Origin of the sequence: Micromonospora sp. C51 (assembly GCF_018070435.1) — a bacterium.
Taxonomy (GTDB): domain Bacteria; phylum Actinomycetota; class Actinomycetes; order Mycobacteriales; family Micromonosporaceae; genus Micromonospora; species Micromonospora sediminimaris.
In genome coordinates this window covers 235,278-255,087 of sequence record NZ_JAGPXQ010000002.1, presented here as the reverse complement: position 1 = coordinate 255,087, position 19,810 = coordinate 235,278, and the positions used below count along the sequence as shown (strand labels likewise).

The following is a 19,810-nucleotide window of genomic DNA, read 5'->3' as shown; positions in this document are numbered from 1 at the left end:
CGATGTTCAGGGGATCCCCGACCACCAGACGATAACGGTTGTCATTTGCGATGGCTAGCCGGGGTCTCCTCGGTCAGCACCGAGAGCCCGCCCGCCGCGACCGGCGACGGTGGTCACCTGCCGTGGTACGCGGCTCGCATGAGGTGCTGCATGTCGTCGAGCATCGGCATCCGCGGGTTGGCCGGAGCGCACTGGTCCTCGTACGCGTTGAGCGCCTGTTGCGGCAGTGCCGCGAGGAAGGTCTCCTCGTCGACACCGACAGCCTGGAAGGACGGCTCGATGCCGACGGCGTCGCGCAGCCGCTCCACCGCGGCGGCGTACGACTCGACCCCCTCCTGCGCGGTGGCCGCCGGCAGGCCCAACATCCGGGCGATGTCCTGGAACCGCTCCGGCGCCCGGTAGTCCTCGTACTTGGGCCACCCGGTCAGCTTCGCCGGCATGGTGCCGTTGTAGCGGATGACGTGCGGCATCAGGATCGCGTTGGTGCGCCCGTGCGCCACGTGGAAGGTGGCACCGAGCGTGTGCGACATGGCGTGCACGATGCCCAGGAAGGCGCTGCCGAAGGCCATGCCGGCGATGGTTCCCGCGTTGTGCATCTTCTCCCGGGCCTCGGCGTCGGCCGCGCCGTCACGCACCGCGCGCTCCAGATAGGTGAAGATCAGCTTGATGGCCTGCAACGCGAGCCCGTCGGTGAAGTCGTTGGCGTAGACGGAGACGTACGACTCGGTGGCGTGGGTCAGCGCGTCGAAGCCGCTGTCGGCCGTGATGGTGGGCGGCAGGTCGGCGGCGAGCACCGGGTCGACGATGGCCACGCTCGGCGTCAGGGCGTAGTCGGCGAGGGGGAACTTCTTGCCGGTGGCGGTGTCGGTGATGACCGCGAACGGCGTCACCTCGGCGCCCGTGCCGGAGGTGGTGGGGATGCAGACCAGTCGGGCCCGCTCCCCCAGCGTCGGAAACTTGAACGCCCGCTTACGGATGTCGAAGAACTTCTCCCGCATGTCGGCGAAGACCACCTCCGGATGCTCGTAGCGCAGCCACATCACCTTGGCGGCGTCCATCGCCGAGCCGCCACCCAAGGCGATGATGGTGTCGGGTCGGAAGGACCGCATCAGCTCCGCGCCCCGGTCCACCGTGCCGACGCTCGGCTCCGGCTCGACGTCGTCGATGATCTGCAACGCCACCCGCTCGGGACGCCGCTGCAGGACGGTGATCAGCCGGTCGACGTACCCCAGCCGGGTCATGGTGTGGTCGGTGACCACGGTGACCCGGTGCAGGTCGGGCATGTCGGCCAGGTAGCGGATCGCGTTCGGCTCGAAGTAGATCTTCGGTGGAACCTTGAACCATTGCAGGTTGTTGCTCCGGCGGCCGATCCGCTTGACGTTGAGCAGGTCGACCGCGGTGACGTTGTTCGACACCGAGTTGCGCCCGTAGCTACCGCAGCCCAGGGTCAACGACGGCAGGAAAGCGTTGTACATGTCACCGATGCCGCCCTGCGACGCGGGAGCGTTCCAGATGACGCGGACCGCCTTGACCCGCCGCCCGTACTCCTCGACGAGGTGCGCGTCCTCGGTGTGGATGACCGCGCTGTGCCCGAGGCCGTTCAGCTCGACCATCTGCTCGGCGTGCCGGATGCCGTCCTCGGTGGACTCGGCGCGCAGCACCGCCAGGACGGGGCAGAGCTTCTCCCGGGTGAGTGGTTCGGCCGGACCGACCTGGTCCACCTCCACCAGGATCACCGACGTGTCGGCCGGCACCGTCAGGCCGGCGCGCTCGGCGATCCACACCGCGCTCTGGCCGACGACCTCCGGGTTGAGCCGCGCACCCGCGCAATCGGTGCCACCGGCGGCGGGCCCGAAGATCAGCTCCTCGATCCGACGCTTCTCGTCGGGAGCGGCCAGATAGGCGTGCAGTCGCTGGAACTCGGCCATCGCCGCCGGATACACCTCGGCATCGATGATCACGGCCTGCTCGGAGGCGCAGATCATGCCGTTGTCGAACGACTTCGACAGCACGATGTCATGCACCGCCCGGCGCAGCTTCGCACCGCGATGGACGTACGCCGGCACGTTGCCGGCGCCCACGCCGAGGGCCGGCTTTCCGGACGAGTACGCGGCCCGCACCATCCCGTTGCCACCGGTGGCCAGGATGGTGGCGACCCCGGGGTGCTTCATCAGCGCGCCGGTGGCCTCGACGGAAGGCTGCTCGACCCACTGGATGCAGTGCTCGGGTGCGCCCGCCGCGACGGCGGCGTCCCGGACCACCCGGGCCGCCTCGACGCTGCACCGCTGGGCGGCCGGGTGAAAGGCGAAGATCATCGGGTTGCGGGTCTTCAGACCGAGCAGCGCCTTGAAGATGGTCGTCGACGTGGGATTGGTGACCGGGGTGACGGCGCAGACCACGCCGACCGGCTCGGCGATCTCGACGATGCCGTTGATCTCGTCACGGGAGATGACCCCGACCGTCTTCAGGGCCGCCATGTGATTGGTGACATGCTCACACGCGAAGATGTTCTTGACCGCCTTGTCCTCGAAAACCCCCCGGCCGGTCTCGTCCACCGCCATCCGGGCCAGCTCGGCGTGCCGGCTCAGCGCCGCCACCGAGGCCTTCGCCACGATCCGGTCGACGCTCTCCTGGTCGAACGCGGCGTAGTCGTCAAGCGCCTTGAGTCCATTGCCGACCAAGGTGTCGATGGCCGTCCCGGGCGTGCTGGCCGCCCCGCGCTGCGGCGGCGGGGCCGAGGGTGGCAGGAGGCTCGTCGCGGTGGCGGCGGTCATCCGGATCACTCCGATCGTCGATGCCGGGTCACGTCGCCCGGTCACACCCTGATCGTCGCCGCCGTACCCGGCCCGCGCCGGTGTCCAGCGGCCCGGACCGCCCGGGTCTTTCGCCCCTGACCGCCCGGCCGCCCCCGCGAGAGGCTCGAAGAGAGCTTCCAGGAGGAGACATGGCCCAGCAGCACAGCCCGGCGGCCCGACCCGACCAACGCGCGACGGTACGGTCCGACCCGTGGCGCGGCTTCCACGGCGACGCCTGGCGCGACGCCGTCGACGTCGCCGCGTTCGTCCGCGACAACGTCACCCCGTACCACGGCGACGCCCGGTTCCTCGCCGGGCCGACCCCCCGCACCACCCAGCTGTGGAATCAGCTACGCGAGCTGTTCGTCACCGAACGCGAGCGCGGGATCTACGACGTGGACCCGTACACCCCCGCCACGATCACCTCGCACGCGCCCGGCTGGATCGACCGGGATCACGAGCTGATCGTCGGGCTGCAGACCGACGCGCCGCTGCGCCGGGCGATCATGCCCAACGGTGGGCTCCGGATGGTGGAGAACGGGCTCGCCGCGTACGGCTTCGCGCTGGACCCGCAGGTGCGCCGCATCTTCACCACCTACCGCAAGACCCACAACGCCGGGGTCTTCGACGCCTACCCCGCCGACGTGCTGGCCGCGCGGCGCTCACACATCGTCACCGGACTTCCCGACGCCTACGGCCGCGGTCGGATCATCGGCGACTACCGGCGGGTCGCGCTCTACGGCGTCGACCGCCTCGTCGCCGAGCGCCAGGCGATCAAGGCGTCCCTGGACGACCGCCCCTGCACCGAGGACGTCATCCGCGACCGTGAGGAGCTGGCCGAGCAGATCCGCGCCCTCGGCGAGCTGAAGGAGATGGCCGCCGGCTACGGCTACGACATCAGCGCGCCCGCGACGACCGGCCGCGAGGCGATCCAGTGGCTCTACTTCGCCTACCTGGCCGCCACCAAGGAACAGAACGGCGCCGCCATGTCGCTGGGTCGCACGTCGACCTTCATCGACGTGTACCTGGACCGCGACCTCGCCGAGGGCCGGCTCACCGAGTCCGCCGCCCAGGAGCTGATCGACGACTTCGTGATCAAGCTGCGGATCATCCGCTTCCTGCGTACCCCCGAGTACGACGAGTTGTTCTCCGGCGACCCCACCTGGGTCACCGAGGCGATCGGTGGGATCGGCGCGGACGGTCGACCGCTGGTGACCCGCACCAGCTTCCGGTACCTGAAGACCCTCTACAACCTCGGTCCGGCACCCGAGCCGAACCTGACCGTCCTCTGGTCGGCCGACCTTCCCACCGGTTTCAAACGCTTCTGCGCGCAGGTGTCGCTGGACACCAGCGCCATCCAGTACGAGAACGACGACCTGATCCGGCCGGTGTACTCCGACGACACCGCGATCGCCTGCTGCGTGTCGGCGATGCGCGTCGGCAAGGACATGCAGTACTTCGGCGCCCGCGCCAACCTCGCCAAGGCCCTGCTCTACGCGATCAACGGCGGTCGGGACGAGATCACCGGCGAGCAGGTCGCGCCCGCGACGCCGCCGGTCACCGACGACGTGCTGGACTACGACGCCGTCCTGGCCGCGTTCGACCGGACCCTCGACTGGCTCGCCCGCACCTACGTACGCGCGCTCAACGTCATCCACTACATGCACGACAAGTACGCCTACGAGCGGCTGGAGATGGCGCTGCACGACCACCCGGTGCACCGCTTCCTCGCCACCGGAATCGCCGGGCTCTCCGTCGCCGTGGACAGCCTGTCGGCGATCCGCCATGCCCAGGTCAAGGTGCTGCGCGACGACACCGGCCTGGTCACCGACTTCACCGTCGACGGCGACTACCCGGCCTTCGGCAACAACGACGACCGCGCCGACGCCATCGCCGTCGACCTGGTGCAGCGTTTCATGGACAAGGTACGGGCGCAGCCGACGTACCGGGGTGCCGAGCCGAGCCTGTCGGTGCTCACCATCACCTCGAACGTGGTCTACGGCAAACACACCGGCAACACCCCGGACGGTCGTCGGGCCGGCGAGCCGTTCGCGCCCGGCGCGAACCCGATGAACGGCCGGGACACGCACGGCCTCGTCGCGGCGGCGCTGTCAGTGGCGAAGCTGCCGTACGCCAGCGCCCGCGACGGCATCTCGCTCACCACCACGGTCACCCCGGACGGGCTCGGCCGCACCCGCGACGAGCAGGTCGACAATCTCGTGGGAGTGCTCGACGGTTACGCCGACGCGGGCGGCTTCCACCTCAACGTCAACGTCCTCGACCGGGCCACCCTCGAAGACGCCATGGCGCACCCGGAGCGGTACCCGCAGCTCACCATCCGGGTCTCCGGGTACGCGGTGAACTTCGTCCGGTTGACCCGCGAGCAGCAGCGCGACGTCATCTCCCGCACCTTCCACGGCCGGCTGTGATGACGCCGCAGGTCTGGCCGTCACGCCCGCACCTCGTGCCCGCGGGCGCGGTGGTCGGGTCCGTCCACTCCTTCGACATCTCGACCGGAGTCGACGGGCCCGGTACCCGCTTCGTCGCGTTCCTCGCCGGCTGCCCGTTGCGCTGCCGCTTCTGCCACAGCCCCGACACCTGGTACCAGCGCAGCGGACGGGCCATGACCGTGGACGACCTGGTCACCGAGATCCGGCGGTACGAACGCTTCATCAAGGTGGCCGGTGGTGGCGTCACGCTCAGCGGCGGTGAGCCACTGCAACAGGCCCGGTTCACCGCGGCCGTGCTGCAACGATGTGCGGACATGGGCCTGCACACCGCCCTGGACACCAGCGGTTTCCTGGGCGACCGCGCCACCCCGGAGCTGCTCGACGCGACCGACCTCGTGCTGTTGGACGTCAAGAGCTGGGATCCGGCGACCTACCGCCGGGTCACCCGGACCGGTACGGTCGCACCGACGCTGCGCTTCGCCCGCCGCCTCGCCGAGCGGGGCACCCCGATCTGGATCCGCTTCGTCCTGGTGCCCGGCCTCACCGACGACCCGGCCAACGTGGCCGGCGTCGCCGACTTCGTCGCCACGCTGCCCACCGTGCAGCGGGTGGAGGTGCTGCCGTTCCACCGGCTCGGCGCGCACAAGTACCGCGAGTTGGGGCTGCCGTTTGCCTGCGCCGACACCGAGCCACCCACGCCCGAACTACTCGACCGGGTCCGCGCCCAGTTCATCGACCGGGGCGTGACGACCCGGTGACCACCGGCCGGCTTCGGCGAGGAAGGTACCGATTGTCGGAGGCGGAGCGTGCGAGGCGGGCCCGGTTGACAGCGAAAGCAGCCGGTGTGCAACATATTGCATGCCTGTTCCACGGGGGCCCGGGCTCGCTCCCCGGTCACTTCTTCGCGACGAGGCCTACCGGGCGATCCGCGACGCCATCGTCGGCGGCACGCTGGCCCCCGGCGAACGCCTCCACGACAACGACCTGGTCGAGTGGCTCGGCGTGAGCCGCACCCCGGTCCGGGAGGCCCTGGCCCGCCTGGAGCAGGCAGGTCTGGTGCAGACCAGACCCGGCCGATACACGATGGTCAGCCCGCTGGACGTCCGCGCCGCCCGAAACGCCCAGTCGGTCACCGCCGCCATGCACGAACTGGCCGTCCGCGAGGCCCTGCCCAACCTCTCCGCCGACGAGATCGACGTCATGCGCGCGGCCAACGCCCGGTTCGCCGAGGCGCTGCGGCGCAACGACGTGGACGCGGCCATCGCCGACGACGACGACTTCCACGCCGTTGCCGTGCAGGCCAGCGCCAACCAGGCCCTACGCGACGTGCTCGAACAGTTCACCCCGGTGCTGCGTCGCCTGGAACGACTGCGTTTCTCCTCACTCAGCGGCCGAGAGTCGGTCGCACAGCACGACCTGATCATCGCCCGGTGCGAGGCCGGAGATGTCGCCGGTGCGGCGGAGGCCACCCGCGCCAACTGGGAGACCCTCGCTCCCCTGCTCGACACCGACGCCCCCGAGTCAACCGGCTGAGCTGGGACGTCCCCCACTCGGGCAGGTCGGGCCGGGACGTACGCTTGTGGGATGGCTGAGGAACCTCGGTGGTTGACCGACCACGAGCGCGACGCCTGGCTTGCCCTGGCCAAACTCATGTTCAATCTGCCGAGCGTCCTCGACGCCCAACTCCTGCGCGACAACCACCTCACGCTGTTCGACTACTTCGTGCTCAGCGGCCTGTCCATGGCGCCCGAACGCACCCTGCGGCTCAGTGACCTGGCCAGCCAGATCAGCTGCTCGCTGTCCCGACTGTCGAACGTCGTCAAGCGGCTCGAACAGCGGGGACTGCTCCGCCGCGCACCCGACCCGGACAGCCCCCGCTACACCGTGGCCACGCTCACCGACGACGGGTGGGATCTTGTCGTGGCCGCAGCCCCCGGACACGTCGCCGCCGTCCGTCACTTTGTCATCGACGGCCTCACCGCGAACCAGATCGACGTCCTGCGCGAGGTTGCCTGCCACGTGACCCGGCAGATCGCCGAGACCCCGGAGGCCACCGCGCGCCCCCAGTGACACCGGCCGGTCAGCTCTCGCTCCGCACGTCCCGACCGCGTCACAGGCCCTCCCCGCTCAGGCGTCGCCGGAGACCGACGCGAGCGTCGACACGGCCGGTTGCGGGCTCGTCCCGGCCGGCAGCCGGACGGCGAACCGGGCGCCCCGACCGGGATGGCTGCGGGCGTCGATGCTGCCCCCGTGCCCGGTGACCACCTCCCGAAGCAGCGCCAGGCCGAGCCCGGTGTGCCGCTTCTCCGGGCCCGCGCCGCTGTAGAACCGGTCGAAGATGCGGTCGGCCGGGTCGAAGCCGTTGCCGGTGTCGGCGACGATCAACTCCGCCACGTCGGGGGCGGGCAGACGCACCGTCACGTCGATCCGTCCGCCGGCCGGGGTGTGGGTGAGGGCGTTGGTCAGCAGTTCGCTGATCACCCGCCGCAGCGCCGACTCCACCCCGGCTACCGGCACCGGCACGTCCGGGCGGCTGAGGGTGAGCGCCACCCCCTGTTCGCCGGCCCGGTCGTTCTCGGCGAGCACCGCGGCCTCGGCGAGAGTGGCCAGGTCCACCGGGTCGGCGGCCGGCCGGTCACCCGGGGTGGCAGCCAGCCGGGCGGAGAGCAGCAGGTCGTTGACGACCTCGCCGAGTCGTCTGGTGGTGCCGGTCAGGCGGTTCAGCTCCGACTGGTACTCGACGGGCATGCCCGCGGCGCCGGCCCGCCGCGCCAGCAGTTGCGCCCGGGTGTGCACCTGCGCGATGGGCGTACGCAGTTCGTGGCTGACGTCGGCGATGAATCGGCGCTGCCGGGCGAGGGAGTCGGCCAGCGGCGCGACGGCGAGCCGGCCCACCACGCAACCGCTGGCGACGGCGACGACCAGCCCGAGCAGTTCCGCGACGGTGAGCGCGACGAGCAGGTGACGCCGGTCGGCGAGTTGGTACCGGGCGTCGAAGATCGCCTGCACGACGTCCTCGCCGCGGGTCTCGGTCAGGACGAAGTAGACCGTGCCGTTGCGCGTGATCGTGGTTTCCGCCGGGACTCCGGTGCTGGCCGTGGTGGTCATCGCCGTCGCCAGCGGGAACCCGGGCGGCGCCGGCACCGTACCGCCGCTGATCTCGCCGTCGCGGAGCAGGAACAGCCAGGTGCAGCCGGGTGGACCGGACGGGTCGCTACGGCTGGCGGTGTAGGCGAGTTCGCGTTTGATCTGGCGCTCCTGGTCACGGACCAGCATGCCGTAGGCGAGCACGCCGACCGCCGTGACCAGGACGGTCACCGCGAGCCCGACCAGCACGCCGACCCGGCGACGGGCCCGGGCCACCACAACGCGCTCGGCCGCCATCCAGGAGAGGCCAGGCTGCGCCGGCCGGCGCAGCCTCCGCCACGGCGTCACAGCTCACCGATCCGGTAGCCGAGGCCGTGCACGGTGCGGACCGCCGTCCGGCCGAGCTTGCGCCGCAGGTAGTACACATAGGTGTCGACGATGGAGGTCGCCGCCGCCTCGTCGAAGACCCGGCGACGCAGCTCGGCGCGCGTGTGCACCGCCCGGGGGCGTAGGGCGAGCACGCGGAGCAGTTCGAACTCCCGGGCGGAGAGCGCCACCCGGGTGCCGTCCGCCAGCACCACGTCACGCAGGCCGAGGTCGAGCCGACCGCTGCCGATCGGCAGCGCCTCGGCGCCGTCCGAGGTACGTCTGCAGAGCGCCCGGAGCCGGGCACTCAGTTCGTCCAGGTCGAACGGCTTGATCAGGTAGTCGTCGGCACCCGCGTTCAGGCCGGCCACCCGGTCGTCGACGGTGCCGAGCGCGGTGAGCAGCAACGCGCGGGCACCGATCGCGCGGGAGCGCAGCCGGGTCAGCAGGTTGAGCCCGTCGAGCGCCGGCAGCAGCCGATCGATCACCATCACGTCGTAGGGTCGGGTGAGCCCGAGGTGCAACCCCCGTTGTCCGTCCCGAGCCACGTCGACCTGGTATCCCTCGTCGGCAAGTACCTCGGTGAGCATGTCCGCGAGTTCCGCGTCGTCCTCGACCAGAAGCAGCCGGTGTACGTCTGGTGATACCCCGCTTACCTGTAGCACATGTCGAGAATCCCACACCGATCCTCGGCATCGATTGTGATCAATGTCTCTATGTTGTCTCGATCGGCGATCGCAGCCAGCCCGATCGACCATCCGTGGTCATCGCCGGACCTGCTCGAAGTAGGTCGCGCAGAGGCGCTGACGTCGGGCGTCGAGCACCATCCAGGTGCCGAGCGCCAGTTGGACGAGGCTGCGCCCCACGTCGGACCAGCGGTCGCCCCACCGCATCACCGACAGTCGGGCCCGGGCCGGCGGTCGAGCGTCGGTCGGGACGAGGAAGCAGGGTCCGCGGTTCGGCAGCGACCGGGTGTGGCGCACGGTGGAGACCAGGGCGTACCGGCGCAGCACCTCCCGGGTCACCGCGCGCATCATCACCGGCGCGACGCCGCGGGCCGGGCATGCCCGGTTGGCGGTGACACCGAACGGGACGAAGTGCGCGTCGCCGCGCTCCAGGGTGAGCCAGCGATCCGGCGCGAAGGTGTCGTCGGCCGCCGGTCCGCTGCGCTGGTAGGCCAGGTAGTTGAAGAGCAGCACCGAGCCGGGCGGGATGGTGAGCCCGGCGTCCACCTCGATCGGGCCGGACGTGATCCGGTGCGCCACCCCGAACAGCGGATGCACCCGCAGTGTCTCGTCGATCACCCGGTCCAGGGCGGCGTCACCGTCGGAGTCGTCGAGGGCGGCGACCAGTTCCCGCTGCACCGTCGGGTGTTGCGCCACGGCGAGCAGGAGATGCGCCATCGCCTCCGACATCTGCACCACCGCGGTGTTGAAGAAGGTGCCCTGGAGATACCACGCGGTCTCCTCGGCGGTGAAGGGCTCCGGCAGCGTCACCGGTGCGCTACCGGCCTCGACCCGGGCTCGCAGATAGCGGGTGAGCCGATCGCGCCGGTCCAGGTGCCGAAGCCCGCAGCACTTGAGCGCGGTGACGACGTCGTCGGCGTTGGCCACGATCAGCGCCCGGACGTCCGGCGGGCACGCGGCGCCGAAGACGAGTTCGTAGTAGACCTCCGCCCAGATCGGCATCATCAGGTCCCGCAGCCGGACATGGCGGATCCGACCGGCCGGCAGTTCGTCGAGGATCCGTCGAGTCGCCGCACCGGCCAACTCGGTCGAGCGTCGATGCGACACCGCGACCACCCGCCTGGTCGTCCGGGCGACCGTGCGGTAACGCTCCCCCGGCTCCAGGTGTTCCTGATGCATCTGCGGGCCGGGTGCCAGCCAGTACCAGAAGAGGTCGGAGATGCCGGCGCCCCGGCTGCGCCCGCTGGCCGCCGGATGGGAGTAGATCCGAGCGAAGTGCTCGGGCCCGATCCGGGGGCCGGGCACCGGAATTCCCTCGGCGCCGTTCACCCGCTTGAAGATCCACTCGCGGAGCCGGATCACCGCCGGTGGTAACCGCCGCGGCAGCAGCCATCCCACGGCCAGCAGGCCGGCCAGGCAGCCCAGCAGCACCAGCGGGTGGGTCATCGCGGCACCCGGTCGAGGATCATTTCGCGGGTGAGGTCGGCGGGACGGACCGCACCGGCGAGCGTCATGGCCCGGGCCAACTCGGCGCGGAGCAGGTCGAGCAGCTGTCTGACGCCGCGCTCGCCCCGGGCCGCCAGCGCCCAGAGCACCGGTCGACCGACCCCGACCGCGACCGCCCCGAGCGCCAGCGCGGTGAGGATGTCGGTCCCCCGGCGGATCCCGCCGTCGAGCAGGACGGGTATGCGACCCTCGACCGCCTCCACGACCGCCGGCAGGGCGTCGATGCTCGCCGGCACCCCGTCGAGCTGCCGCCCGCCGTGGTTGGAGACCAGCACGGCGTCCACGCCGTGCGCGACCGCGAGGCGGGCGTCGGCGGGGTGCAGGATCCCCTTCAGCACGATGGGCAGCCGGGTCGTCGCCCGCAGCCAGTCGATCCGGGCCCAGTCGAGGGTGGCGTCCATGACGATGTCCCGGACCCGACCGGTCTCCGGATCGCGCATGTTCTCGCAGACGTAGCCGGGCGGCAGGTCGAGGAAGCCGTTGCGCAGGTCGCGGTCGCGGCGGCCGAAGACCGGCGAGTCGACCGTGACCACCAGGGCGCGACATCCGGCCGCCTCCGCCCGGCTGACCACCGAGGCGGTGAAGCCGAGATCCGGCTGTGGATAGAGCTGGAACCACAGCCGCGCCGACCGGTCCGACGGCTCGATCGCGTCGGCCACCGCCTCGATCGGCGTGGTGGAGGCCATGCTCACCACCAGTACGGTGCCGACCGCCCCCACCGCCCGGGCCGTCGCCACTTCCCCCTCCGGGTGCGCCAGCCGGTGAAAGGCGGTCGGAGCGACCAGCACCGGCATGGGCAGGGTCTCGCCGAGCAGCTCGGTCCGCAGGTCGCGCTCACCGCCGCCCCGCAGCACCCGGGGCAGGAGCCGGTACGCGTCGAAGGCCGTCTCGTTGGCCCGTAGGGTCCGCTCGTCCCCGGCGCCGCCGGCGAAGAAGTCCCGGTGCACCGGATCGAGCCGCAGCCGCGCCTCGGCTTCCAGGTCGCCGAGACGGTGCAGGGGGCCCGGGTCGGCCATTGCGGTGCGCGACGGGGTCACCTGCGCAGGCACCGATGGCATCGCGTCAGCCCACAGCGGTCGTCAGGCAGCGGCGCAGGAAGGCGACCAGCGGCGCCCGGTGCACCTGCGGCTTGTCCCACTGGTTCTCCAGGTTCTCCGCCAGGTGGTGCACCGCCGTCAGCTGGCCGCCGCGGTGGTGGCGCACCACCGGATGCAGGTACGCCGCGTCGTGGGCCTGGCCGGGCACATCCTGGGCGATCCGGCTGACCGAGATGTCGAACGGGTCGACCTGGTCGTGGTCGGGGCCGTACTCAAGGGTGACGACGAAAGTGTGCTCGACCGGATGATCGGTGGTGGCCAGCCCGGCCTGCCCGATGTAGTCGACGGGCAGTTCCTCGTGGTAGCGGGCACCCGACCCGGCCACGGTGAGCACATCGGCGAGCACCGCGAACTGCTGCCAGAGGCCGGAGGAACGGTTGACCCGCTCGATGATCGCGTCGGCCGCCGCCTCGGCGGTGGCGTCGAGCTTCTCCACCGGCCACGGATTGTCGTGGTAGCGGTGTTCCAGGATGCGGTGCAGTGCCCGGACGCCGTACCGGAAACCGTGGATGAAGCCGTTCGTCGACTTCTTGAAGTCGCGCTCCTGAGTCAGCGTGCCGGCGAAGAACAGACCCGGAACGTTCACCGACTCGAAGGCGGGGGTCTGGGCCGGGAAGCGATCGTTGATCACCAGCGTCGGTCGACAGTCGTCGGCGAAGATCGACGCGTCGAAGCGGAATCCGGTGCAGGCCAGCACCCGGTCGTAGCGCAACTCCTTGGTGACCTCGTTGGCTCGGGAGAAGCCGAAGGTCACCCGGTAGCCGTCGCCGTCCCGCTCGATGGCGCGCACGTGCCCGTCCAGGATCGCGTTCGCCGACTTGAGCTGGTAGGTGTCCAGGAAGTTGTTGTTCACCGCGCGCAGGTGCCCGACGTAGTGGGTCCGCCACGCCATCCGGACCGGACTCGGCCCGGCCACGTGGACCAGGGTGGTGGTCTCCATCAGGCTGTCCGCGGTCTCGAAAGCGGAGTTGCCCTTGCCGATGATCAGCACCCGCTGGTCGAGGAAGTCGTGCGGATCGACCGGCATCTCGTCGTACCGCTCCACCAGCTCGATGCCGGGAATCGGCGCGACGTACGGCTGCGAGACACCGGTCGCCACGACGACCCGACGCGCCCGGTAGGTCGTACCCTCCTGGTCGGTGACCGCGAAGCCACCGTCGTCGGACCGGGCGACCCGGACCACCCGGCTGCGGTAGCGGACCCGAACCCCGGTGGCCGCCGCGTAGTCGGCGAGGTAGCGGACCATCACCTCGGCGTCCGGGAAGTAGCGCTCGGTGTAGCGGGTGAACCGCAGCTCCGGGTCGTCGCTGAGCAGCGAGTTCCAGTCCAGCCGCAGGTTCAGCTCCGGATCGTCGGATCCGGTGTGCGGCTTGTTGATCGAGATGAGTTGACGGTGTCGGGGGAATCGGGTGAAGAAGGCACCGGGGATGTCGGCTGACTCCAGCACCAGGTAGTCCCGCCGGCCGTCCCGTTCGAGGAGCGCCCCCAGCTGAAGTCCGGCCGGCCCCGCCCCGATGATCAGATAGTCGAGCATCTCTGCGGTCACCAGGCGACGGTACGAAGGCGAACTCAGAGAAAAATCAGCCGACGATCCGGGCCGGCGACGCCGCCGATGCCGGTCACTGTGGTGGCTCGGTCAGCAGGTCGAGCAGGTCGGCGGCGCGGCGGACATCGGCGTCGAGCGGCCGGTCCGGGTCGATCGCCGGCACGATCTCCGCGAGCCGCTCCAGCACCGCGCCGCAGGCCGGTGCGGTCGGGGTACGCGCACCGACGTGGACCGCCTGACGCAGCCCGACCGCAAGCGTTCCGCAGATCAGCCGCAGCAACCGCGCCTGGTCCACGGCGCGCAGCGCGGCCTGGGTGCCGAACGGCACGACGTCCTGATTGTGCAGATTCGTTGGCAGGCTCTGCATCCCGGCCGGGGTGGCCTGCCGGCGGATCTCCGCGACCATCGCGGTCGCGGCGAGCTGGGCGCCCTGTAGCCCGTGCTGCCGTCCCGGACCGGCCGCGAGCATCGGCGGCAGCCCGCCGTTGCGGACCGGGTCGACCAGGAGGTCGAGCTGGCGCTCGACGAGGTTGCCGAGCTGGGCCGCCACGGTCGCCAGGACGTCGGCGGCGAAGGCCGCCGGCTGGCCGAAGAAGTTGCCGCCGTGCAGCACCAGATCGTCGTCGGGGAAGAACAGCGGGTTGTCGCTGACGCTGCGCAGATCCGACTCCACCACGCCGTCGACGTACCGCAACGCGTCCTCAGCCGCGCCGAGCAGCTGCGGGGTGCAGCGGATGCTGTACGCCTCCTGGAGCGGGCGTCCACCCGACGGCACCGCGCCGGCAAGGCACTCCCGCATCCGGACGCCGACGTCCACCGCGCCGGGATGCCCGTACGCGGCCAGCAGCCGGGGATGCAGGAACTGGCCGGGGTCGCAGCCGAGCACGTCGACGAGGAGGCAGCTCAACAGTTGGGCGGCCCGGTGCGCGCGGCGGATGTCGTCCAGCGCGAGCGCGGTGGCGGCGGTGGTCAGCGAGGTGCCGTTCACCAGCGCGAGCGCGTCGCGTCCGTCCAGGAGGAGCGGTGTCAGCCCGGCCGTGGCGAGCGCCTCGGCGGCGGGCCTCCGGTCACCGTCCAGATAGGCCCAGCCCCGGCCCCGCAGCGACTGGGTGGCGTAGGCGAGCGGGATGAGGTCACCGCTGGCCCCGACCGACCCGAGACGGGGCATCGCCGGCACGAACGTCGTACCGAACATCGCGGCGAGTCCCTCGACGACCCGCAGCGAGACGCCGGAGGTGCCCTGGCCCAACGACCACACCCGGACCAGCATCGCCGCCCGGACCACCTCCGGGTCGATGTCCGGGCCCTGGCCGGCGCCGAGGTGGGCGAGGGTGTTGTCGCACTGGTCCGCGTCGTCGTCCCGGCCGGCGAACCCGACGAGCGCGCCGAACCCGGTGGTGGCACCGTAGACCTGACGGTTGTCACCGAGGACCGCGCGCAGGTGGTCGCGGGAGCGCCGTACCCGGTCGCGTACCTCGGCGGCGATGTCCACGGTGACCTCGGTGGCGGCCCGGCGCAGGTCGGCCACCCGCAGCGGGCGGTCCAGGTCGATCGGGCTGACCGCGTCGGGCGCGGTGTGGGTCGTCATCGGGCCGACCGTAGCCGCGGATTCTCAGAGCGGTCTGAGTTATCTCTGATGACCCGTCGCTACCGTCCGGGCACATGACGCACGATTATCTGATCATCGGTGCGGGGCCGGCGGGACTGCAACTCGGCGCGTTGCTCGAACGCGACGGTCATGACTACGTCGTCCTGGAAGCCGGTAACGCGCCCGGCTCCTTCTTCCGCAGCTATCCGCGACACCGCAAGCTGATCTCCATCAACAAGATTCACACCGGCTCCGACGATCCGGAGTTCAACCTGCGGATGGACTGGAACTCGCTGCTCAGCGACGATCCGGAGCTGCTGTTCAGCCGGTACAGCCAGCGGTACTTCCCGGCCGCCGACGACCTGCTGCGCTACCTCGCCGACTTCGCCACGGCGACCGGGGTGCGGGTCCGCTACCAGACCCGGGTGGTCCGCATCGGCCGCGACGGCGACGGCTTCCACGCCCTCGACGCCGACGGCCACACCTGGCGGGGACGCCGGCTGGTCGTCGCAACCGGTGTCTCGCAGCTGTACGTGCCGGCCATCGACGGGATCGAAAACGCCGAACGGTACGACACGGTCAGTGTCGACCCGGCCGACTTCGTCAACCAACGCGTCATGATCATCGGTAAGGGAAACTCCGGCTTCGAGACCGCCGACGCGCTGATGGAGACCGCCGCCGTGGTGCACCTGGCCGGGCCCCGCTCGGTCCGGTTCGCCTGGCAGTCACACTACGTCGGGCACCTACGGGCGGTGAACAACAACTTCCTCGACAGCTACCAGTTGAAGTCGCAGAACGCCGTGCTGGACGGCACGGTGGAAAGCATCCACCGCCGGCCCGAGGGCGGCTACCTGGTCCGCTTCCGGTACGCCCGCTCCGTCGAGGCGATCCGGGAGATCCACTACGACCGGGTGATCGCCTGCACCGGATTCCGTTTCGACGCGAGCATCTTCGACGAGAGCTGCCGGCCCCGGCTGGTGATCGACGACCGCTTCCCGGAGCAGACCCCGGCGTACGAGTCGACCACGGTCTCCGACCTCTACTTCGCCGGCACCCTCACCCAGCAGCGCGACTTCAAACGATCGACGAGCGGCTTCATCCACGGTTTCCGGTACGGGGTACGGGCGCTGCACCGCATCCTCGCCTCCCGCTACCACGACACGCAGTGGCCGACCGCCCGACTGGAGGCGACCCCCGAGGCGATCACCGACGCGATCATCGCCCGGGTCAACCGTTCCTCGGCGCTCTGGCAGCAGTTCGGGGTGCTCGGCGACGTGGTGACGGTACGCGACGACACCGCCTACTACCACGAGGAGGTGCCGATGGCGTACCTCGCCGACGGCGGGCTGGGCGGCGGCGGGGCGCTCGCCGTCACCCTCGAGTACGGGCCGGACCACGATTCCGTCGACCCGTTCGACATCTCGGTGACCCGGGTGGCGGAGAACGACGCCCATGCCGCGCACCGGGCCACGTACCTGCACCCGGTCGTGCGGCACTACCGGGACGGGGAGGTGGTGGCCGTGCACCACCTGGCGGAGAACCTGGAGAACGAGTGGAACCTGCCCACCGTGCACCAGCAGCCGCTGGCGGTCTTCGTCAAGGAGTCCCTGGCCGGCGTCGCTCCGGCCGCCGGAGCAGCCGGGTGACGGCGGGAGCCGGACCGGGCTATCCGCAGGCGATCCTCGACCTGCTGGGCAGCGGGCGGGCCCGGCCGGTCTTCGAACACGGCCCGCGCACCGTCGGCGCCGACGAGATGTCCGAGCTGATCGCCCGGATCGCCGCAGGTCTACAGGCGGCGGGAATCGGCCCGGGCGCTGGGGTGGCGGTGGCGCTCGACGTGTCGCCGGAGGCGTTCGCCGCCATCGTCGCGGCCCAGGTGGTCGGTGCCCGGGTCGCCGGGGTCCGCCCCGGACTCCCCCCCGATCACCTCCGGCACCTGCTCGGCCACCGGATCGCCGCGGTGCTCGTCGACCGCTCGACCGCGACCCCGCAGCTGCGGTCGGCCAGCGCCGACCTTGCCCTGCTCGGCATCGGCCCGGTCGACGGGACACCCGACCTGACCGCCACCCGGGCCGACGTCACACCACCGGTCCCGGCCGGGCATCCGGACCACATCGCCCGGGTCGTCTACACCAGCGGCAGCACCGGCAACCCCAAGGGCTGCCTCCAGACGTACGGGTCCCTCGACGCCGCCTGGGCGGCGCACCCGGACCGGTGGCCGCCGGCGGTCCGCGACCTCGCCGGCCACCTCGACCGCTACCTGGTCTTCGGCTCGCTGAACAGCCAGGTGATGCTGGAGTACGGCGTTCTCACCCTGGCCGCCGGCGGCACCATGGTGATCGCCGAGCCACCTCGTGCCGGTGCGCCGTTCTTCCCCGACGCGCTGGTCCGGCACCGGGCGACCGCCAGCGTGATCACCGTGCCCCGGCTGGCGCAGCTGGTCGCCGCCCAGCGCGCCGCACCGGCCGACCTCGGCACGCTACGCGCCCTGCTGGTCTCCGGCGCCCCCCTGCATCCGGCCCGACTCGCCGAGGCGCTCTCCGTGCTCGGGCCGGTCGTCTACCACGGCTACGGCCAGACCGAGACCGGCATGATCTCCATGCTGACTCCGGCGGAGATGCTCGCCGTACCGGCCCTGCTCGCCTCGGTGGGTCGTCCACCAACCGCCGTCGAGGTGCAGGTCCGCGACACCGACGGCCGGCCGGTCACGGCCGGGGTCGAAGGGGAGGTCTTCGTCCGCACCCCGTCCCAGGCCAGTGGTTACTGGAACGACCCGGCAGAGACCGCCGAGGTCTTCACCGACGGCTGGGTACGCACCCGTGACCTCGGCCGGCTGGACCGCGACGGCTACCTCTACCTGCTGGGACGGGCCCGGGACGTCATCATCGTCAACGCCGACCTCCAGTACGCCGGCCCGATCGAACGTGTCCTGGCCAGCTGCGACGACGTCGCCGAGGCGTACGTGGTGGCCGCACCCGACGAGGAGACCGGCGAGGCGGTGCACGCCTTCGTGGTCCCCGCCCAGGGCCGGCAGCCGGATCCGGACGTGCTGCGCGAGTTGGTCCGCCAGCAGCTCGGCGAGCCCAGCAGCCCCCGGAAGATCACCTTCATCGCCGAGGCACCGGTCACGGCCGCCGGCAAGCCCGACAAGCGACGCCTGGCCGGCGCGCCCGACGAGCGCGACGCCAGCGAGTGACGGACTGCGACCTGCCGTCGAACCGCCCCCCGCCAGCGACGGTGACCGAGGTGGCCTCAGGTGGCACTGATGGACACGAACCGGACACCGAGGCCGATCACGGCGGGCTGCTGCGCGTCGTCGTGATCGTCCAGCGGCCACGACCAGTGACGCTGTGTCACATGCGGTCATGACACCACGCCACTGACATGTTGGCCGCGTCCGCGCTTTGCTGGGTACATGTCCATCACGCCTGCCAACGAGGCCGCGACGAATGCCGACGCCGATTCTCGTCGTCCCCGGCGGCGGTGGCTGGGGATCGTCTCCAGCATCTTCGTCACCGTCGTGGCCGTCGTCAGTCTCGGCGTCGCCGCTCTCCAGCTCGGCCTGCCCTGGCAGATGGGCGAGGGCGACCGCAACCACGTCTACCAGGGCCCCGCTGGTTCGCAGCGTTACCAGGTTCATCTCCCGCCCCAGCATGACGGGACCGCCCGGCTGCCGGTCGTCATGGCGATCCACGGTTGCGCGATGACCGGCTACGGGTGGAACTCGATGAAGGCCACCACGCAGTTCAACAGCCTGGCCGACCGGGAAGGCTTCATCGTCGTCTACCCCACGCAGTTGATCACTCGCAACGTGATCGCCTGCTGGAACTCGGCCGACCCTCGCCAGCAGCAGCGGCACACCGGAGAACCCGCGCTGCTGGCCGGTGTCGCCCGCGAGGTGGTCGAGAAGTACGACGCGGATCCGGCGCAGGTGCACGTGGCCGGCGCGTCCTCCGGGGCGGGCACCGCCGTCATCCTCGGCGCGACCTATCCCGACGTCTTCGCCACGGTGACCTCGGTCGCCGGCGGCGAGTACGGGCTCAACCAGGTCGACCCGGACGACCCGGACTCGACCTCACCGCTGGACACGGCGCGGCAGGCGTGGGCGCAGATGGGCGAGCGGGCCCGGCGGGTGCCGCTGCTGATCATCCAGGGCGAGCAGGACGATGTCGTGCCGCCCCTGGTCGCCACCCGACTCGCCGCGCACTGGACCGCGGTGGGTGATCTCATCGACGACGGGCAGCCCAACGACAGCCTCGGCCGAACCGAGGAGACCACGTCCGTGCCGGCCGCCGCGGGACGACACGCGTACACGCATACGACGATCACCGCGTCGGACGGCTCGTCGATCGTCGAGTCGTACCTCGTCCAGGGCATGGGGCACGCCTGGCCGGGCCCGGAGGGCGACGGCAGGTACACCGATCACGCGGGTCCCGACGCCAGCGAGATCGTGTGGCGGTTCGCCGAACGCCACCCGATGCGGTGAGGACGGCTGTCGCCGCAGCCGTCCGTCCGGGGGCGCTGGAACAGGGCGCTGCCGGTCCCGGGTGTGATGACAGGCGTCGACAGCGCGCGCGGCTGTTACGTGCTGCCGGTCAAGCGTGCCGTCCGCGCCGCCGCGGATCTCGACCCGGGCGACACCGCCGCCGTCACCGTCGAGCTGATCGGTCACTGACGCAGCGGGCACCG

At 71.1% G+C, this 19,810-nt stretch carries 15 protein-coding genes; 8 read left to right on the top strand and 7 right to left on the bottom strand.

Features of this window, described 5'->3' with window-relative positions; translation table 11 throughout:
- Positions 1–113 precede the first annotated feature (113 nt).
- Positions 114–2,819: a bifunctional acetaldehyde-CoA/alcohol dehydrogenase gene (adhE, locus tag KBX50_RS04040; protein WP_307870833.1), complete on the bottom strand. Its 2,706-nt coding sequence runs from the start codon at positions 2,817–2,819 to the stop codon at positions 114–116.
- A gap of 125 nt (positions 2,820–2,944) precedes the next feature.
- Between adhE and pflB the strand changes: the two genes are divergently transcribed.
- The 4 genes from pflB to KBX50_RS04020 all read left to right on the top strand — a co-directional run bounded on the left by pflB (position 2,945) and on the right by KBX50_RS04020 (position 7,315).
- Positions 2,945–5,224, top strand: a complete 2,280-nt coding sequence (gene pflB / locus KBX50_RS04035; protein ID WP_210934760.1) for a formate C-acetyltransferase — start codon at positions 2,945–2,947, stop codon at positions 5,222–5,224.
- On the top strand, positions 5,224–6,003 hold the full coding sequence (gene pflA / locus KBX50_RS04030; RefSeq protein WP_210934758.1) for a pyruvate formate-lyase-activating protein: 780 nt from the start codon (positions 5,224–5,226) through the stop codon (positions 6,001–6,003). The genes pflB and pflA overlap by 1 nt, the downstream gene beginning before the upstream one ends.
- Positions 6,004–6,103: 100 nt before the next feature.
- Entirely contained in the window at positions 6,104–6,778 is a 675-nt protein-coding gene (locus tag KBX50_RS04025; protein ID WP_210934757.1) for a GntR family transcriptional regulator, read from the top strand.
- 51 nt (positions 6,779–6,829) lie between these two features.
- A complete protein-coding gene (locus tag KBX50_RS04020) occupies positions 6,830–7,315 on the top strand; it encodes a MarR family winged helix-turn-helix transcriptional regulator (RefSeq protein WP_247673074.1) in 486 nt (161 codons plus the stop codon).
- Between the two features lie 57 nt (positions 7,316–7,372).
- Here KBX50_RS04020 and KBX50_RS04015 read toward each other — a convergent pair whose 3' ends face one another.
- The 6 genes from KBX50_RS04015 to KBX50_RS03990 form a co-directional block, all read right to left on the bottom strand.
- Positions 7,373–8,629 (bottom strand): HAMP domain-containing sensor histidine kinase, encoded by a 1,257-nt coding sequence (locus KBX50_RS04015; protein ID WP_210934756.1) that lies wholly within the window; start codon positions 8,627–8,629, stop codon positions 7,373–7,375.
- 47 nt (positions 8,630–8,676) lie between these two features.
- A complete protein-coding gene (locus KBX50_RS04010) occupies positions 8,677–9,288 on the bottom strand; it encodes a response regulator transcription factor (protein WP_247673134.1) in 612 nt (203 codons plus the stop codon).
- Positions 9,289–9,462: 174 nt separating this feature from the next.
- On the bottom strand, positions 9,463–10,830 hold the full coding sequence (locus KBX50_RS04005) for a cytochrome P450 (protein ID WP_210934755.1): 1,368 nt from the start codon (positions 10,828–10,830) through the stop codon (positions 9,463–9,465).
- Positions 10,827–11,948 carry an alpha-hydroxy acid oxidase gene (locus tag KBX50_RS04000; protein WP_247673073.1) on the bottom strand — a complete coding sequence of 374 codons (1,122 nt, stop codon included), beginning with the start codon at positions 11,946–11,948 and terminating at the stop codon, positions 10,827–10,829. The genes KBX50_RS04005 and KBX50_RS04000 overlap by 4 nt, the downstream gene beginning before the upstream one ends.
- Positions 11,949–11,952: 4 nt before the next feature.
- Entirely contained in the window at positions 11,953–13,533 is a 1,581-nt protein-coding gene (locus KBX50_RS03995; protein WP_307870832.1) for an FAD-dependent oxidoreductase, read from the bottom strand.
- A 73-nt stretch (positions 13,534–13,606) separates the two neighbouring features.
- Positions 13,607–15,121 carry an aromatic amino acid ammonia-lyase gene (locus KBX50_RS03990; protein WP_247673072.1) on the bottom strand — a complete coding sequence of 505 codons (1,515 nt, stop codon included), beginning with the start codon at positions 15,119–15,121 and terminating at the stop codon, positions 13,607–13,609.
- 74 nt (positions 15,122–15,195) lie between these two features.
- Here KBX50_RS03990 and KBX50_RS03985 point away from each other — a divergent pair, with 74 nt between their 5' ends.
- From KBX50_RS03985 to KBX50_RS03970, 4 genes are all read left to right on the top strand, one after another.
- On the top strand, positions 15,196–16,767 hold the full coding sequence (locus tag KBX50_RS03985; RefSeq protein WP_210934754.1) for an NAD(P)-binding domain-containing protein: 1,572 nt from the start codon (positions 15,196–15,198) through the stop codon (positions 16,765–16,767).
- Positions 16,764–18,317, top strand: coding sequence for an AMP-binding protein (locus KBX50_RS03980; protein WP_307870831.1), 1,554 nt, complete (start codon positions 16,764–16,766; stop codon positions 18,315–18,317). Before KBX50_RS03985 ends, KBX50_RS03980 begins: the two co-directional genes overlap by 4 nt.
- A gap of 219 nt (positions 18,318–18,536) precedes the next feature.
- Positions 18,537–19,607: a PHB depolymerase family esterase gene (locus KBX50_RS03975; RefSeq protein WP_210934753.1), complete on the top strand. Its 1,071-nt coding sequence runs from the start codon at positions 18,537–18,539 to the stop codon at positions 19,605–19,607.
- Between the two features lie 66 nt (positions 19,608–19,673).
- Positions 19,674–19,796, top strand: a complete 123-nt coding sequence (locus KBX50_RS03970; protein ID WP_210934751.1) for a DUF1905 domain-containing protein — start codon at positions 19,674–19,676, stop codon at positions 19,794–19,796.
- Positions 19,797–19,810: the final 14 nt, after the last annotated feature.

Excerpts from the sequence above, each read along its gene's own strand:
- pflB (WP_210934760.1), top strand. The coding sequence starts at position 2,945 with ATGGCCCAGCAGCACAGCCCGGCGGCCCGACCCGACCAACGCGCGACG.
- pflA (WP_210934758.1), top strand. The coding sequence starts at position 5,224 with ATGACGCCGCAGGTCTGGCCGTCACGCCCGCACCTCGTGCCCGCGGGC.
- KBX50_RS04025 (WP_210934757.1), top strand. The coding sequence starts at position 6,104 with ATGCCTGTTCCACGGGGGCCCGGGCTCGCTCCCCGGTCACTTCTTCGC.
- KBX50_RS04020 (WP_247673074.1), top strand. The coding sequence starts at position 6,830 with ATGGCTGAGGAACCTCGGTGGTTGACCGACCACGAGCGCGACGCCTGG.
- KBX50_RS04015 (WP_210934756.1), bottom strand. The coding sequence starts at position 8,629 with ATGGCGGCCGAGCGCGTTGTGGTGGCCCGGGCCCGTCGCCGGGTCGGC.
- KBX50_RS04010 (WP_247673134.1), bottom strand. The coding sequence starts at position 9,288 with ATGCTCACCGAGGTACTTGCCGACGAGGGATACCAGGTCGACGTGGCT.
- KBX50_RS04005 (WP_210934755.1), bottom strand. The coding sequence starts at position 10,830 with ATGACCCACCCGCTGGTGCTGCTGGGCTGCCTGGCCGGCCTGCTGGCC.
- KBX50_RS04000 (WP_247673073.1), bottom strand. The coding sequence starts at position 11,948 with ATGCCATCGGTGCCTGCGCAGGTGACCCCGTCGCGCACCGCAATGGCC.
- KBX50_RS03990 (WP_247673072.1), bottom strand. The coding sequence starts at position 15,121 with ATGACGACCCACACCGCGCCCGACGCGGTCAGCCCGATCGACCTGGAC.
- KBX50_RS03985 (WP_210934754.1), top strand. The coding sequence starts at position 15,196 with ATGACGCACGATTATCTGATCATCGGTGCGGGGCCGGCGGGACTGCAA.
- KBX50_RS03975 (WP_210934753.1), top strand. The coding sequence starts at position 18,537 with ATGTCCATCACGCCTGCCAACGAGGCCGCGACGAATGCCGACGCCGAT.
- KBX50_RS03970 (WP_210934751.1), top strand. The coding sequence starts at position 19,674 with ATGACAGGCGTCGACAGCGCGCGCGGCTGTTACGTGCTGCCGGTCAAG.